At 64.6% G+C, this 15,656-nt stretch carries 14 protein-coding genes; 3 read left to right on the top strand and 11 right to left on the bottom strand.

Features of this window, described 5'->3' with window-relative positions; all coding sequences use genetic code 11:
- Positions 1-8: 8 nt before the first annotated feature.
- The gene (gene oleC / locus XcyCFBP4188_RS07665; protein WP_104591884.1) at positions 9-1,664 is read right to left on the bottom strand and encodes an olefin beta-lactone synthetase; all 1,656 of its coding nucleotides are present in this window, start codon (positions 1,662-1,664) and stop codon (positions 9-11) included.
- Positions 1,665-1,990: 326 nt separating this feature from the next.
- Here oleC and XcyCFBP4188_RS07660 point away from each other — a divergent pair, with 326 nt between their 5' ends.
- The gene (locus XcyCFBP4188_RS07660) at positions 1,991-2,374 is read left to right on the top strand and encodes a YkgJ family cysteine cluster protein (RefSeq protein ID WP_006451109.1); all 384 of its coding nucleotides are present in this window, start codon (positions 1,991-1,993) and stop codon (positions 2,372-2,374) included.
- Between the two features lie 144 nt (positions 2,375-2,518).
- Here the strand turns inward: XcyCFBP4188_RS07660 and XcyCFBP4188_RS07655 are convergent, their stop codons facing one another.
- The 4 genes from XcyCFBP4188_RS07655 to XcyCFBP4188_RS07640 form a co-directional block, all read right to left on the bottom strand.
- Positions 2,519-3,421 (bottom strand): alpha/beta fold hydrolase, encoded by a 903-nt coding sequence (locus tag XcyCFBP4188_RS07655; RefSeq protein ID WP_006451110.1) that lies wholly within the window; start codon positions 3,419-3,421, stop codon positions 2,519-2,521.
- Between the two features lie 139 nt (positions 3,422-3,560).
- Positions 3,561-4,700, bottom strand: coding sequence for a protein adenylyltransferase Fic (gene fic / locus XcyCFBP4188_RS07650; RefSeq protein ID WP_162096835.1), 1,140 nt, complete (start codon positions 4,698-4,700; stop codon positions 3,561-3,563).
- Between the two features lie 87 nt (positions 4,701-4,787).
- Positions 4,788-5,804 (bottom strand): 3-oxoacyl-ACP synthase III, encoded by a 1,017-nt coding sequence (locus XcyCFBP4188_RS07645; RefSeq protein ID WP_006451112.1) that lies wholly within the window; start codon positions 5,802-5,804, stop codon positions 4,788-4,790.
- Positions 5,805-5,905: 101 nt separating this feature from the next.
- Positions 5,906-6,226 (bottom strand): DUF4156 domain-containing protein, encoded by a 321-nt coding sequence (locus tag XcyCFBP4188_RS07640; RefSeq protein WP_104591883.1) that lies wholly within the window; start codon positions 6,224-6,226, stop codon positions 5,906-5,908.
- Between the two features lie 397 nt (positions 6,227-6,623).
- On the opposite strand from XcyCFBP4188_RS07640, the gene XcyCFBP4188_RS07635 reads away from it, so the two are divergent.
- Complete coding sequence (locus XcyCFBP4188_RS07635; protein ID WP_006451114.1) at positions 6,624-7,085, top strand: XAC0231 family protein; 462 nt, start codon at positions 6,624-6,626, stop codon at positions 7,083-7,085.
- Between the two features lie 26 nt (positions 7,086-7,111).
- Positions 7,112-7,588, top strand: a complete 477-nt coding sequence (locus XcyCFBP4188_RS07630; protein WP_006451115.1) for a tRNA (cytidine(34)-2'-O)-methyltransferase — start codon at positions 7,112-7,114, stop codon at positions 7,586-7,588.
- A gap of 155 nt (positions 7,589-7,743) precedes the next feature.
- Here the strand turns inward: XcyCFBP4188_RS07630 and XcyCFBP4188_RS07625 are convergent, their stop codons facing one another.
- The 6 genes from XcyCFBP4188_RS07625 to poxB all read right to left on the bottom strand — a co-directional run bounded on the left by XcyCFBP4188_RS07625 (position 7,744) and on the right by poxB (position 15,504).
- Entirely contained in the window at positions 7,744-8,967 is a 1,224-nt protein-coding gene (locus tag XcyCFBP4188_RS07625; RefSeq protein ID WP_006451116.1) for an MFS transporter, read from the bottom strand.
- 104 nt (positions 8,968-9,071) lie between these two features.
- Positions 9,072-9,686, bottom strand: coding sequence for a hypothetical protein (locus tag XcyCFBP4188_RS07620; RefSeq protein WP_006451117.1), 615 nt, complete (start codon positions 9,684-9,686; stop codon positions 9,072-9,074).
- Between the two features lie 131 nt (positions 9,687-9,817).
- Positions 9,818-10,618, bottom strand: a complete 801-nt coding sequence (locus XcyCFBP4188_RS07615; RefSeq protein ID WP_104591882.1) for a hypothetical protein — start codon at positions 10,616-10,618, stop codon at positions 9,818-9,820.
- A gap of 361 nt (positions 10,619-10,979) precedes the next feature.
- Positions 10,980-12,320, bottom strand: coding sequence for a sigma-54-dependent transcriptional regulator (locus tag XcyCFBP4188_RS07610; RefSeq protein ID WP_104591881.1), 1,341 nt, complete (start codon positions 12,318-12,320; stop codon positions 10,980-10,982).
- Positions 12,305-13,747 (bottom strand): sensor histidine kinase, encoded by a 1,443-nt coding sequence (locus XcyCFBP4188_RS07605; RefSeq protein WP_104591880.1) that lies wholly within the window; start codon positions 13,745-13,747, stop codon positions 12,305-12,307. Before XcyCFBP4188_RS07605 ends, XcyCFBP4188_RS07610 begins: the two co-directional genes overlap by 16 nt.
- Before the next feature lie 47 nt (positions 13,748-13,794).
- Complete coding sequence (poxB, locus tag XcyCFBP4188_RS07600; RefSeq protein WP_172839281.1) at positions 13,795-15,504, bottom strand: ubiquinone-dependent pyruvate dehydrogenase; 1,710 nt, start codon at positions 15,502-15,504, stop codon at positions 13,795-13,797.
- Positions 15,505-15,656: the final 152 nt, after the last annotated feature.

Here is a 15,656-nt window from a genome sequence, read left to right as displayed (position 1 = left end):
CGTTGGGCTCAGTGCGACTGCTGCGCCGCCCAGACCGCCAGCTTTTCGCGACCGATCTTGGCGTTGTGGCGGATGTCCACCGGAAACCCGGAATGGCGCAGAAACCGCGCGATTCCTGCGGTGTGCGGGTGCGCAGCGCCCAACGCACGCAATGCGGTTTCCACTTGCGCAAACGCCGATGCCGAAACACCCGGCTGCAATTCCACGCACAGCACCGGTTGCTGCTGTCCGGCTGCGCCCACACCAACCAACGCGGTGCGCCGCACCTGCGGATGCACGTTGAACACCGGCTCCACCTGCTCGGTGTAGAGCGGCCCCGTTGCAGTTTCCACGCGATGGGTCTTGCGGCCGCAGAACCACAAGCGCCCTTCCGCATCGAAATACCCCACATCGCCCATGCGATGCACGATGCGCTCGCTGCCATCACTGCTGCGCTCACGGATCTTGGCGATCCGCGTGGCCGCGTCGCGGTTGAAGTAGGTATCGGTGGTGGTGGGACCGGCAACGGTGATCTCGCCGACCTCGCCCACCGCCAGCACGCGCGCGCCGCTCCACTCGGGAATGGCCGCATCGTCGATGGCGATGATGCGCACTTCATTGGGCGCGACCACCTGGCCCACGCAGGTGCCGGCACCGGCCTCGGTGGCTGCGCGGGTGGCATCCAGGGTGCGGCCTTCGATCGCTGCCACCGGCAAACATTCGGTGGCGCCGTACGGCGTCCAGAATTGCGCATCTGCCGGCAGCAGCGCGCGGATCTTGGCCACCACATCCGGCGGCACCGGCGCACCGGCCGAGGTGGCCAGGCGCACGTTGGGCAGTGGCTGGCCATAGTCCGCCAGCACACGCATCAATGCCGGCGAGCCGAACAACTGCGTCACACCGAAGCGGTTGATCGCATCGTGCAACTTGCGCGGATCGGCGGTGGCCGGGCGGGTCGGATCCATATCCGGAATCACCGAGGTCAGCCCCAATGCCGGATCGAACAAGGCAAACGGCGGGAACGTCGGCAGATCCACACCAACGGGCTGCATGTCGAAGGCGTTGCGCAGCAACTCGATCTGCCCGACGAAATGCCGGTGTCGATACACCACGCCCTTCGGCACGCCGGTGGAGCCGCTGGTGAACAGAATGGCGGCCACATCGTCCGGCGCAGTGTCGGCCAATTGACTGCCGGCGTTGGCGCCATCGCGCTCCACACGCGCCAGCGTCACCCCGCCCCAGCCGTAGCGGCCACCGACGGTGACGATCTGCTTGGCAGAGCGCGCCCAACGCAACAGACGACGCGCCAGCTGCGCCAGCGGAATCCCGATAAACGCCTGCGGCTGCGCTTCGTCCAGGCATTGCTTGAGCGCGCGCTTGTCGATACCCGGATCCACCAGCACCGGCACCGCACCGGCCTTGAACAACGCAAACATCAACAGGAAGAACTCCGGCGACGGCCGCACCATCACCACCGCGCGCGCGCCACGTCCGATGCCATGCAATGCCAATCCGGCGGCGATCGCATCGCTGCGCGCGTCCAGCTCGGCATAGCTCAAGGTCACATCGTAGGCAGCAAATCCGTTGGCGGCGCGACGGCCTGGGCAGCGGATGGCGATCTGCTCGGGGCGCTCGCGCGCGAGTTCCGGCAGGGTGGCGGCGATATTGCAGAGAAGAGTTGTCATTGGCGCATTATCACCCATGCGCAGACGGTGCCGCCCCGCTTGCGTCATTTCAAAACGTCACACGCCCGATGGAGCGCGCCGGCATCGCCTATCCCGAGTTGCCCTGATGACGCGCCATGCGGCCTTAGCGATGCAGCGATGCGGTGCAGGGTTCGCACTAAATTTCCTGCCCAATGTGCGACTCGCCCCCATCGTGTACATCCGCTTGCCCAACTTGCGCAGATGAACCGCTAACAGGCGCGCGTCCGTACCACTTGTATCGTGGCGTGGTTCGGTCAGAATGCCGCGCTCTCCACGTTGTTTCGCCGCGCAAGGCCCGGCATGCCATGGCACATCCCTGCCTCACCTGCGGCGCTTGCTGCGCCTACTTCCGCGTCAGTTTCCACTGGAGCGAAGCCGACCCCGCATTGGGCGGCAGGGTGCCGATCGAGCTGACCGAGTCATTGCGCACGCACGAGCGCGTCATGCGCGGCACCTCGCAATCGCACCCGCGCTGCATCGCACTGGACGCGGACATCGGTCGCTACAGCCGCTGCAGCATCCACGACCGCCGCCCCTCCTCCTGCGCCGCCGTGCCAGCCTCGCTGGAGTTTGGTGAGCGCAGCGCGCAATGCGACAAGTCGCGATTGGCGCACGGCCTGCATGCGCTCACCGAAACCGATTGGCTGGGTGTGGACGACGCACAGCGCAATCCGCTGCCGCCGCTGTAACAGCTGATCGCTGCGATTAAGTGCGGCGTCCACTCGCAGCGACCCACAGAACGACTGCGTGGCCGATTCTCTCCACTTGTCCATCCGCTTTTTTCGCGCAGCTTGCACCGCGCCTGCTGCGCCTACATGAGTAACCAGCGGCGCTTACAGTGGATTGCGCTCTAAAAACGCACGGATCGCCGGCACCAGCACTTCGTGCTTGTCTTCCAGCACGTAGTGATTGGCATCGTCGAACGCGGTGACTTCGGCATTCGGCAATGCCTTACGGAAGCCCGCCAGGAAGTGCTTGTCGAAGCAGATATCGCGCAGCCCCCACGCGATGAACGCCGGGCGGTCGGCAAACGAGGGCAATGCCTGCGCCGAGCGTTCCAGCAGCGACCACGCCTGGTCGGCGGACGACAGCGGAATGTCCTGCATGAAGCGAATGGTGGAGATGCGGTTGCGCCAGTTGTTGTACGGCGCTACATACGCGCGACGCACGGCGGCCGGCATCCGCCGCGATACGCCAAACCACGAAGCACCGGAGGAAAACGCATTGAACGTGCGGATAAACCACTCGCCCGGCCGCCAATGCCGGCCCATCGCAATCTGCCACGGCATCGGCTTTTCCGGCGGCAACGGGAATGCAGCGGTGTTGGTGATCACCAGCCGCCTGACCTGCGCGTGATGCGACAACGCCCAGCCGAATCCGATCATGCCGCCCCAATCGTGCACCGCCAGCGTGATCGGCCCGCTGATCCCCAGATGCCGCAGCAGCGTGTCCAGATCGTCCACGCGCGACTGCAGCGTATACGCGTAACGCGGCTGCGCGTCAGGCGCATCGTCCGGCTTGTCGGATAGCCCCATGCCGATATGGTCCGGCACGATGCAACGGTACCGATCCGACAGGCCGCTCACCAGGTTCCGCCACAGATAACTCCACGACGGATTGCCGTGCAGCATCACGACCACTTCGCCATCGCGCGGACCTTCGTCCAGATACGACATCGCAATGCCGGGACGCACCTCAAGGCGCTTGGGAGTGAAAGGATAGCCGGGGTAGGTCATGGCAAAGGTATCCAATTCGTTTCAAGAGAAGCTGCGTGATGCAGATGTTGACGTGGCACGTACAGACGAGGAGCACCACGGTGATCGCCGCATTGCGACATCTCCAACGCGTGGCAGATGTAGGAGTACACAGTCAGCGTCATTCCGCTTCCCGCAAATGCATCCGATAAGTCGGCAGTTGATGCCCATCACTGGATAGCAGGTGCAGAAACGCCGGATGCAGGAACAATTTTTCTTTACCCAGGCGCTGCTCTTGCAGCATGCCGATATCCACCAGTTCCTTGAGATGGCGTGCGGCGGTCTGCCGGGTGACGCCCATCACGTCCACCACATTCTGGATGCGGCAGTACGGCTGATTGAAGATCACTTCAACGAGTTCGCGGCTGTAGGCCTTGGGAGCGTGTTCTCGCACGTGGTCACGCGCCTGCGTTTCCAATTCGCGGATTGCCTGGATCTTTGCCGTCGTCCATGCAGCGGTCTCGGCAACAGCTGCGAGCATGTACTGAATCCATTCGGCCCAGCGACCATGCCGTGTGACATCCAGCAGCAAGCGGTAGTAGTCGCTGCGATGGCGGATGATGTAGCGCGACAGGTACAGCACGGGAACATCGAGCAACCCTTGCTCGATCAGTATCAGCAGATTCAAGACACGCCCGGTGCGCCCATTGCCATCGGTGAACGGGTGGATCGCTTCGAACTGGTAGTGCGCCACCGCCATCCGGATCAGCGGATCGATGTCGGTGTGCTCGTAAATAAAGCGCTCCCAGTTCGCCAGCTTGTCGCGCAGCAATGCCTCGCCAACCGGCGGGGTATAGATGATCTGATGGATCTGCTCATTGGCCAGCGCAGTCCCGGGCACGCGACGGATCTGCATCTGCACGGCCTTGATGCGGCTGCACACCACCACGGCGGTGTCGGTACATAGCGGTCGTCGCCGCAGCGACTGGAACCCTTCGTAGAGCGCGCTGCGGTAACGCAGGGCTTCTTTGGTTGCCGGGTTCTGGGCGCGTTCCTGGTCGTCTGCATAACGGAACAAGTCGTCCGTTGTGGTGACGATATTTTCGATCTCCGAACTGGCCTGTGCTTCCAGGATCGGGATCGTGTTGATGAGCACTGCCGGATTGGGCAACAGCGCGGTGGCCTGCTTCAGCTCGGCCAACGCGGTGCGTGCAACGATGCAGTCCTTGAGCAGGCTACGCGTTTCGATGTCTCCCGCCGGAGGAAGCGGCGGGAGCGCGTTGTACGGCTGCTCGGGGTTGAACACCAGCGTGTCGTCCATGCCTACACCGGTCATGTTGCAAGAGCGAACATGATGCAATGACGTGTACTAAAAATCCATTTTTTTTAACACGTCGCTAGATGCAGCTCACCAAACCACTTCCGCCATCGAGCAATTCAGCCCCGACCCGATGCCCATCAGCGCGATCCGGTCGCCCTTCTTCAGGCGGCCCAGCTCCTTGAGCTTGCTGAGCACGATCGGCACCGAGGCCGGGCCGATATTGCCGTGCTCGCCGAAGATGGTCATGACCTTGGCCGGGTCGATGCCGAACGACTTCACGAACGAGGCGGTATGCGGGCGGCTGACCTGGTGGATGACGAACTGGTCCAGCTCGTCCACCGCCCAGCCCATCGCCTGTTTGGCGGCCAGGAAGGTCTTCTGCGCCAGCTTGATGCCTTCGATCAGCAGCAGCCGGGTGTCGGTGACCATGCGGTCCAGGTTGCCCCGGCACAGCTTGTTCCACTCGGTGGCCGAGCGGGTCACGCCGCCCTTGTAGCGCGGCGCGTCGGGCACCAGCTCGGTGCGCGCCATCACCATGGCCGCAGCACCGCAGCCCAGGGTCAATGCGGCGAGTTCGTTGCGGAACTCTTCCTCGGTGACATCCGGCGAGCTCATGCGCTCCAGCGTCTTTTCATAGACCAGGTTGGCGGTCTCGCCGTCCACGACCAGCGCGTAGTCGATCTCGCCACGCTCCAGCATGCGGGCGGCGATGTCCATGCCGTTGATGAAGGCAAGGCAGGCGTTGGCCACGTCGAAGGTCACGCAGTGGTCGCCCACCCCAAGGTTGCCGGACACGATGGAGGCCGTGGACGGCTCCAGGTAGTCGCGGCTCACCGAGGTATTGACCAGCAGGCCGATCTTCTCGATGCCGATGCCGGCGTCGATCAGGGCCTTGCGTGCGGCCAGCGTGGCCGCGTCCGATGCCTGGACATCCTGGTCCCACAGGCGCCGTGCATGGATACCGGCAACGTCGCCCAACACGTCGGTCTTGATCCCGAGACGGTCGTAGGTCGGTTGCAGGCGCTCGTTGATTTCCTTGGAAGTCAGCGTGTGCGGCGCATCAATATGCGCAAGTCCCGCGATGGAGACATTCTGGAAGAGCATCGAAATAGCGCCATGGCGTCAGGCGAGGGGGCGTCAGTCTAGCTGCTGGCCGCTTTTACCGCATCTTTACAATTGAACCGGCCTCGCTCTAGCCCAACGGTTCAGCGCGGCGGGCAGCGGAACGCGTTGAAACGCTGGCTGCCATCGGCCGGCTGGCCCTGCGCCTGGACCGTATTGGCATTGGCACCCGGCGCCTCGTTGCGTGCCAGCGTCTCCAGCTCTTCCTGCACCCGCAACGGGTTGCGGTTATAGAAGCCGACCTTGCTCTTGACCGACACCACGACCTCGCCCTGCTGCTGACAGCCAGCTGGCACAGGGCCTGCGGGCAGGACCTGGACGCCCTTGCCGCTTTGTTTGATCGGCACCCAGGTGCAGGCCGCGGTGGTAGCGGCAACCAGAACAGACAGCATGAGCACGCGCATAAGTCTTAGACACCTGTGGGTAAAGCAGGATTGTGCCGCAGTTGTCTGCCGGCAATCAGCGCGTGCCGTGTGCCCGCCATCGAGTCATTCAGCGCGCCGAATATCACCTCCATCGCCCTGACGACCTCTCCGCTGCGCTGTCCGCAGGCGCCGCGCGCGTTCGGGTGTCCGGCCGCGGACACTGCCGCGAACAAAAAATCCCTTTTAAATCAATGCACTGATGCTGGCACGCCACTTGCTCTAGTTCATCGGCAAGCAGCCAGCCACATCACACATCCACCCAAATCTGACTTCCAGCTGAATAAATAAAAAAACACCAAGAAAGTTCTTGCGCATACCGATATGGTGTTCTACCTTACTACCACACCACTGATCACCCACACCAAGAGACATCGCCATGAAGACCCAGACCCTGCGCATCGCCCTCGCCGCCGCCCTGCTCGCCGGCACCGCCCTGGCCGGCTTTGCCCAGGCCGCCAGCCTGACCACGCTGGACACCGTGCAGGTTCGCCCGGCCGCCGACCAGATCGCCCAGCAGACACTGGAGCGCAGCAGCGACATCCGCACCCTGAGCGCCGTGCAGGTGCGTCCGTCGGCCGAGCAACTGGCCGCACTCGCTGCCGAACAGGCCGGCCCACGCATAGTCACCCTGGCGACCGTCCAGGTCCGCCCCTCGGCCGAACAGCGCGCCGACCTGGTGGTTCGCAGCACCGCCGCCAGTGCACAGACCGCTTCGGGCCAGGCCGCTGCCGCCATCGGCGCGCTGATGGGTCAGGTCATCGTCAACCTGCCGGTGCCGCAGCTGCAGCCGGCGCCGGTCGAGCTGGAAGCGCTGGTCAACGCCACCCTCGGCCTTTAAGCACGCGCGCAGCTACACTTGCGCGCATGTCAGCACCCGTCCTCGATGTCATCCTGTTTCAACCGGAAATTCCGCCCAACACGGGCAATGTGATTCGCTTGTGCGCCAACACCGGCGCGCGCCTGCACCTGATCGAGCCGCTCGGCTTCGACCTCAGCGACAAGCAGCTCAGACGCGCCGGCCTGGACTATCACGAGTACGCAACCCTGCAGGTGCATGCCGACCTGACCACCGCACTGGCCGCAATTGCGCCCAAGCGCGTGTTTGCACTGAGTACGCGTAGCAGCGTGCGTTACGACACACCGCAGTTCGCAGATGGCGATGCCTTTTTGTTTGGCCCGGAAACCCGCGGCCTGCCGGCCGATGTACTGGAATCCATCCCGCCACAGCACCGGCTGCGTGTGCCGATGCGACCGGACAACCGCAGCCTCAATCTGTCCAACACCGTCGCGGTCATGGTGTTCGAAGCCTGGCGGCAGTGGGACTTCAGCGGCGGTCGGTAAGTCGCAATGGTCGATACGACTGCACAACCGACGGGCGGCTGATCGCTGCCGGAAAGCGGCGTATCGCGCGCGCCGGTGATGGTTCTGCGCGCAATCCGCACCACTCGATCGTTGATTGCGATGTTGTGCCTGGGCGCCGCGCTCATGCCACCGCTTCACTGCACCGCTTGCACATCGATCGCTGCCCGCAACATGCCGCGACAGCCTGCCCACAGCGCCACCGCCAACAACGCGATCGCGCCCAGCGCCAGAAACGCGATGCGATAGCCGAAGGCGTGCGCCAGCCAGCCACCGAATGCCGGGCTCAGCGCCGCGCCCACACCTTGCACCGTCATCACCGCACCCTGACCGACATTGACGCGCCCGGTGCCCTGCAGCAAACGCGCCACCAGCGCCGGCACCACCACGGCCTGCAGGCCGGCACCGAGTCCATCGAGCATCTGCACCGGAAACACGCCCCAGCCCTGGATCAGCGATGCGGCGACCAGCGCGCGCAATGGCAACGCCATGAACGCCACCAGCAACACCCACCAATGTCCGTGCACGCGGATCCAGCGCATCGCCAACAACGCCACCACCACCATCGTGGCCTGCGCCACCACAATCGTGGTGGCCGTCAGCGCACTCGGGTCGCCCGCATGCGCGGCCACGATCGCCATGCCGTAGAGCGGCAACATCGCCGCATTGCCCAGATGGAACAGCCCCAGGGTGACGGCCAGCAACGCCAGCGGTCGGCAGGTCAACAAGACGCGCCAACCACTGAGAGTGTCCGTGCCGTCGGTGTTGCCCAGACCGCGCGCTGCGCGATGGTCGATGGCCGCCGACGGAATCAGCCACACCGCCACGATCGCCAGCACGCCGAAAGCTGCGGTGAGCACAAAGATCGCCGCAAACCCGTACCGCCATCCCAGCCAGCCGGCCAATAGTGCGGCCAGCATGTTGCCGGCATGGTTGGCGACCTGATTGCGCGCCAGTTGATGATCGAACCCACGCGCATGCACCAGCCCCAAGGTGATGCCGGTGAGCGCCGGGCCGATGCCGGCTGCCGCCAACGCCGAGACGATCTGTGCGGCGACCACACCGGAGGAGCTCGGCCGCAGCCAGATCAGTGCAGTGGCCAACAGAATCGCCAGACAGCCGACCACCACCACGGCGCGCTTGCGCCGGGTGGTATCGACCAGTGCACCGGCCGGCGTGGTGGCAAGCATGCCGGCAATACCGCCCACACTCATTACTGTACCGATCGCCGCCACCGACCAGCCCTTGGATTGCAAAAACACGCTGAGAAACGGCCCCAGCCCGTCCTGCACATCGGCCACGCTGAAATGCAGCGCTTCCAGCGCGCGGCTGCCACGTGGACGCGCTGTGCTCATGCGCATCGGCGTTCTCCGTTACACGATGGAAAGCGACTGCGCACGCTGGCGTGCATGGCCGACCCGATTGCGATCGCATCGCGCCAACGCGGCAGCCGCATCGCGGGCACCTAGTGCTTGGGCTTTGGTTTATGTGCACCCGGGCCATGCGGATGCTCGATCTGCTTCAGCGACGCGGCCTTGGCGCCCAACGCATGCGCGTGGATCAGCACGCCGTGCGGCGTCGCCTGGGTCTCGCCTTCTGCCACCAGCGCCTTGCCGACGATCAGCTGCTTGGAAAAGTCGGCGCCAGCATGCGGTGGAAACCGCACCGTGACCCCGTCATCCAGCAACACGCCATGCACTTGCCCATGCGGGCCGTGCAGCAACCGCGCAATGGTGCCGCTGTGCTGGGTACGTTGCGGCTTGGGTGGCTTGCCGGCAGGCGGTTTGGGCTTGGGTTTGACGTGCGGCCCATGCGGGCCTTCATCGAGAATGCGCTTGCCGCCTTCCGGATCGATCGCCAGTGCCACCAGCATGTCCACATCGCGCGGCTTGAGGCCACGCACGGTCAACGCGCTGCCGGGCTTGAGCGCCTTGAGCAAGGCGGCAGACAGATGCGGCGGCGTGTGCACTTCGGTGCCATCGGTCAGCAGCAGGCCATCGATATCGGCCTTGGGATTGAGCAGAAAGCGCGCCAGCGTGCCGCGGGTTTCGGGAAGGAAATCAGGATCGACCCAATGCATGAAAAACTCCAACGAAAGTAGGACCGGCCAACGCCGGCAAGCCGCGCCCGTCGCCACGCATGACACGTGGCAGGAAAGGCGCATAGAGAGGAACGGTGTGAGCGCCGCCGCGTGTGCGACGGCGCGGTGGATCAACGCGGCGCCGGAGCCGGCGGTGGCGGTGCGGCCGGCGGGACAGGCGGCGCCGGTGGTGCGGGCGGCACCGGACCATCCGGGCGCGGAGGACTGAACAAGGCGCGCTGCGAGGCACGATCGCGACCCAACTGCGTGGCTTCGATGGCGCGGCCGGTGGCCGCGGCAACACCGAAGCCGCTTACGCTCAGCGGCGCACCGGTGCGCAACAAATCGCCGAACTGCAGCGCCAGATGCGGCGGCATCCGCACCAGCGTGCCATCGCTCAGCAATGCGCCATTGGTCTCGCCACCGGGGCCATAGACCAACCGCTCGATGCGTCCCTCGGCCTGCAACGGCGTCAATGCGGCGGGCGCCGGAGGCGCGGGCGGCATGGCGGCGGTCGTCGGCGGTCGGTCGACCACCTCGCGCCCACCACGCGTGGAACGGATGCTGCTGGCACGTAGCACCGGCAGGCTGCCCAGGCGATAACCCTGCACGGTGACCGCATCGCCACGGCGCACGGCTGCCTGCAGTTCGCCGGACAAATGCGGCGCAAACGCCACCTGGGTGCCATCGCGCAACCACAGGCCGTCGACCTCGCCGTTGGGATTGAGCATGAAGCGCTCGACGGTGCCGGTCACACTCACCGGGGTAGCGGCTACCGGTGCAGGTGGTGCGGGCGGCATCGGCGCCGCCGGTGGTGGCGTGCCGACCGGCGGACGCGGGGCAACCGGTGCGGCCGGCGCTGCAGGAACCTGCGCGGCGGCAGTCGCCACGCTGCAGGCCAGTGCGAAAGCGAGTGCGGTCTGACGAATCATGTGATGTCTCCAGGGCGGCAGGAGCGCCGCTTGCCCTGAAGACAAAGCAGCAATCGTGCCAACGTCGGATGCGTTGTTTTTCAAGGGTTTTGTACATGCAGCTTTACGAATGAGCGTCTGCGTTTCATACACCACTGTCCGCTTTGCAGACACCTTGCAGCCTCGTTATGCATGACTGTGCGAAAGCAAGCACTCTTCCGGCGCAAGGTCTGCTGTGGACACCAGTGGCCAAGCACTGCGTGTGGAAACGGCGGCATGCAATCACCCACATGTGCGCGTGTTGCTGTGCGCGTACTGCATCGCAGCCAAAACATCGACTCCGCCAGCCTGCAAACATCGCATTCGGTTTTTATCGCTGCGACTACTGCAACCCATACTCATCGAGCTTGCGATACAGCAGCTGACGATGAATGCCGAGCCGGCGCGCGGCTTCGGCGCGGTTACCGCCACTGTGCGCCAATGCGTCGTGGATCATCTGCTTTTCCAGACGCGCTACTGCCTCGGGCAAGGTGCCTTCCAGCGGCGCCGTCGTCATGGGTTGCTCGGCACTGTGACCAAGCGCCTCGTCCAGATCCTCGGCGGTGATGCTGTGGCCACGCACCAGCAGCTGACTGCGTTGCATCACATTCCGTAGCTCACGCACGTTGCCGGGCCACGGATAGACCAGCAGCCGTGCTTGCGCGTCCGGCGATAACGCACGCGCTGCGCCTTCGCCGTTGCGCAGAAAATACTGCGCAAGCAGCACGATGTCCTGCCCGCGTTCGCGCAGCGGCGGCAGCTCGATCGGCACCACATTCAGGCGATAACGCAGGTCGCTGCGAAACTGCCCAGCCGCCACCCACGCGGCCAGATCGCGATGCGTGGCCGCCAGCACGCGCACATCCACCTTCTGCGCGCCGCGGCCACCCAGGGGCGTCACTTCACCTTCCTGCAGAAAGCGCAGCAACTTGGCCTGCATCGGCAGCGGCATGTCGCCGATCTCGTCCAGAAACAGCGTGCCGCCATCGGCCTCGCGAATCAGGCCGATGCGGTCGCCGGTCGCCCCGGAAAACGCGCCCTTGCGATGGCCGAACAACTCGCTCTCCATCAGCTCCAACGGAATCGCGGCGCAATTGACCGCCACGAACGCCGCATTCGCGCGTGCGCTGGCACGGTGCAAGGCACGCGCAGCCAGCTCCTTGCCGGTGCCGGTCTCGCCTGTGATCAACACCGGCAAATCGGAGGCTGCCGCCAGCCCGATGCGTTTGTGCACGTTACGCATCGCCGGGCTGTGGCCGACCAGTGCATCGTCGTCTTCAGGCAGCTCGGTCGCCGCGGTATCGGCGCCGGTGTCGGCGCGACTTGCCAATGCACGCTCCACCACCTCGATGATATCGGCACGCCCAACCGGTTTGACCAGGTGATCGAACGCACCCAGCGTCATCGCTTCGATGGTGTTGCCGCTGGACGCGTACGCGGTGAGCATCACCAACGGCACCTGACGCGCACGGGCATCGTCCGCACGTGCGCGCAGCACCTGGATCCCGTCCATCCCGGACATGCGGAAGTCCACGAACGCCAGCTCGATACCGCCCTCGTTCAAGCGCGCCAATCCATCGGCGCCGTTATCGACCGCGATCACCGTATGGCCGAGCGAGCGCAGCGTTGCCTGCAAGGTGGCAAGAAACGCCGCGTCGTCATCGATGATCAGGATGCGCGCCATGGCAGCTCCACAATGAAATGGGTCATGCCGTCGGCATGTACGTAACGCACCTGCCCGCCATGCGCGCGTGCGATCTCGCGCACCAGGGCAAGGCCGAGGCCATTGCCATCGCTGCGACCGCTGACGAACGGCTCGAACAACTGCGCTGCAATGGTCTTGGCAATCGCCGCGCCGCGATTGCAGACCTGTAGCTGCAACAAATCATCGCTGGCGCTGGCCTCCAATGTCACCGTGCTGCCTGCGTCGGCGTGCTGCAACGCGTTGCGCAGCAGATTGTGCACGGCGCGTCCGAGCTGCTGCGGGTCGAGCGTCCATTGCAACGGCATAGCAGGCACGCGCAACTGTGGCGCCAGCGTGCCTGGCGGTAGCAAGGCTGGATCCAGCAAGGTCGCCAACCAGTCCTGCACCACCACCGTTTCCAACTGCAGACGGATCGGCTGCACCATGCCGAGCAGGCTTTCGACCACCCCATCCAGGCGGCGGATCTGCCCCAGCATCAGCTCGCCGTGCGCCGCATCTTCCGGCGTCGCTTCGCGCCTGGCGATCTCGTTCTCCACCGCCAGGCGCATCGTGGCGATGGGGTTGCGAATTTCGTGCGCCACCGTGGCGGTCAGGCGTCCGAGTGCGGCCAGACGTTCGTGCCGGGATAGCTCGTCGGCCAGCCGCCGTGTCTGCGCCAGCGCTTGCGCATTACGCTGTGCGTAGTCGCTCACCGCAGCGCCCAACCGATCCAGCTCGGGTGCGCCGGTGACCGGAATCTGCGGCAGCTCGGTATCGGCGGCGAGCGCCTGCTGGATCCGCTGCAGGCGCTGACTCCAACGCCGTACCACCACGCCTAACGCAATCGCCGACACCGCCACCATGGCGAAGATCAGCAGCATGCCGATCACCAACGGCCGCCAGGCATCGGAGGTGCTCGCCGGCACTCGCGACATGGTCCATGCGGCGGTGCCCGAGGCCAGCGGACACGCGCTGATCAACACCACTTCGCGGCTGCCATCGCGACGAAATTCCACCGCCTTGTTGCCCATTGCACTTTGCCGTGCGGTACTGACAATCGTGGTCCACTCAGCGGCGGGGATATCGGTCTTGTGATCGCTGCCGTCGTAGGTGGGATAGGCGTACGCAATAAATCCCTTGTCGAGATTCCACACCCCGCCTTCCACACCGGGCGCGTCGGCCAGCACCAACTGCACCACCACCGCCGCCAGCCCGGCCCCGTTGTCGCCACTGCGTGCGGCCTCGCTTGCGCCGGCGTAGCGCTGCACGATGCGCGTGCACTGCGCGGTCAATTGCTGGCGCGCCTCATCCAGCCGCACGCCTTCTGTCTGTCGGTACAGGCCATACAACATCGTGGCCACGCCCACGCAGGCGGCCAGGATCACCACCCAGATCAACAGCAATTGGCGCAACAACGAACGAGGCATGCAAAAGAGTCCGATGAAGACGTGCAGTGGTGAACGCGGCGATGGCGTTAACGCATATTGGTCTTGACCAGATCGATGACTTCATCACCGCGCCCGCTCATCACCGCCTTGAGCAGATACAGGCCCATCCCCTTGGCCTGTTCCAGCTTGATCGCCGGCGGCACTGCCAGTTCCTGCGTGGCGATGCGCACATCCACCAACGCCGGGCCGGAATGCGCAAAGGCCTGCCGCAATGCACGTTCCAGCTGCGACGACTCATCGACACGGATGCCCAAAATGCCCATCGCATTGCTCATCGCAGCGAAGTCCGGATTGCGCAACTCGGTGCCGGTATCCAGATAACCCGCGGCCTTCATCTCCATCGCCACAAATCCCAGCGAGGCATTGTTAAACACCACGATCTTCACCGGCAGACGCAGCTGCGCCAGCGAGATGAAGTCGCCCATCAACATCGCAAAGCCGCCATCGCCAGACAGCGAAATCACCTGACGACCCGGAAACGCCGCTTGCGCACCCAGCGCCTGCGGCATCGCATTGGCCATCGAACCGTGATTGAACGAGCCGAGTAAACGGCGTTGTCCGTTCATGCGCAGATAGCGCGCGGCCCACACCGTCGGCGTGCCGACATCGCAGGTAAACACTGCGTCCTGGTCGGCGATCTGGCTGATCATTCGCGCCACGAATTGCGGATGCAGCGGCTCGCCCGGGTCTGCCGGCACCGCCAGATCGTCCAGCCCCTCGCGTGCCTTGCGGTAATGCGCAAGCGATTTCTCCAGGAAGTCGCGCTTCTCGCGCCGCTGCAAGTGCGGCAGCAAGGCGGCAATGGTTTCGCCAACATCCGCTGCGATACCCAGTTGCAAGGGCGTGCGCCGTCCCAATGCGCTCGGGTCGCGATCCACCTGCACGGTGGTCGCGTCCTTCGGGTAGAACTGCCGATACGGGAAATCCGTACCCAGCATGATCAAGGTGTCGCAGTTGAGCATCGCGTGGTAGCCGGAACTAAAACCGATCAAACCGGTCATGCCGACATCGAACGGGTTTTCCCACTCCACATATTCTTTCCCGCGCAACGCGTGCACGATCGGCGCGCCCAGGGTGTCGGCCAACGCCACCACCGCATCGTGTGCACCCGCGCAGCCGCTGCCGCACAACAGCGTGATCGCCTCGCTTCGCTGCAACAGCTCGGCCAACTGCGCCACGTCTTCGGCGGCTGGCAACACGCGCGGCTGGCGCAGTTGCGGCCAGGCACTGGACACGTGCTTGTCCATTTCCAGCAACGCGATATCGCCGGGGATCACCACCACCGCCACACCCTGCTGCAGGATGGCGGTGCGCATCGCCCGATGCAGCACTTCCGGCAGCTGCGCCGGGTTGGTCACCAACTCCACGAAGTGACTGCACTCGCGGAACAACTCCTGCGGATGGGTCTCCTGAAAATAACTCAGCCCGATCTCGGACGAGGGAATATGCGCGGCGATCGCCAGCACCGGCTGACGGCTGCGATGGCAATCAAACAGCCCGTTGATCAAGTGCAGATTGCCCGGCCCGCAGCTGCCCGCACACACGGCCAGCTGGCCGGTCACCGCCGCCTCGGCGCCAGCGGCGAATGCGGCGACTTCTTCGTGGCGCACATGCATCCACTCGATCGTCTGCATCTCACGCAAGGCATCGGTCAAGCCGTTGAGGCTGTCGCCGGTCACACCCCAGATCCGCTCCACCCCCGCGCTCTGCAGCGTCTCGGCCAGAAACCGCGCCAACGTCTTTTTCTTCGCCACGATACAGCTCCAGAGATGTTCAACAAGCCTGCATGGTCCCAGCCGCAGCGTCAGTACAATGTCCTCGCCTCAATGCAAATGGCAAAAATCGCTGCAAAACAGGTGCTTCTACACGCGCATCTCACATTGGCGCG

Origin of the sequence: Xanthomonas hortorum pv. cynarae (assembly GCF_002939985.1) — a bacterium.
In the GTDB taxonomy this organism is placed as follows: Bacteria; Pseudomonadota; Gammaproteobacteria; order Xanthomonadales; family Xanthomonadaceae; genus Xanthomonas; species Xanthomonas hortorum_D.
Note: the sequence above shows the minus strand (reverse complement) of the source record. Positions and strands in the feature narration are given on the sequence as shown.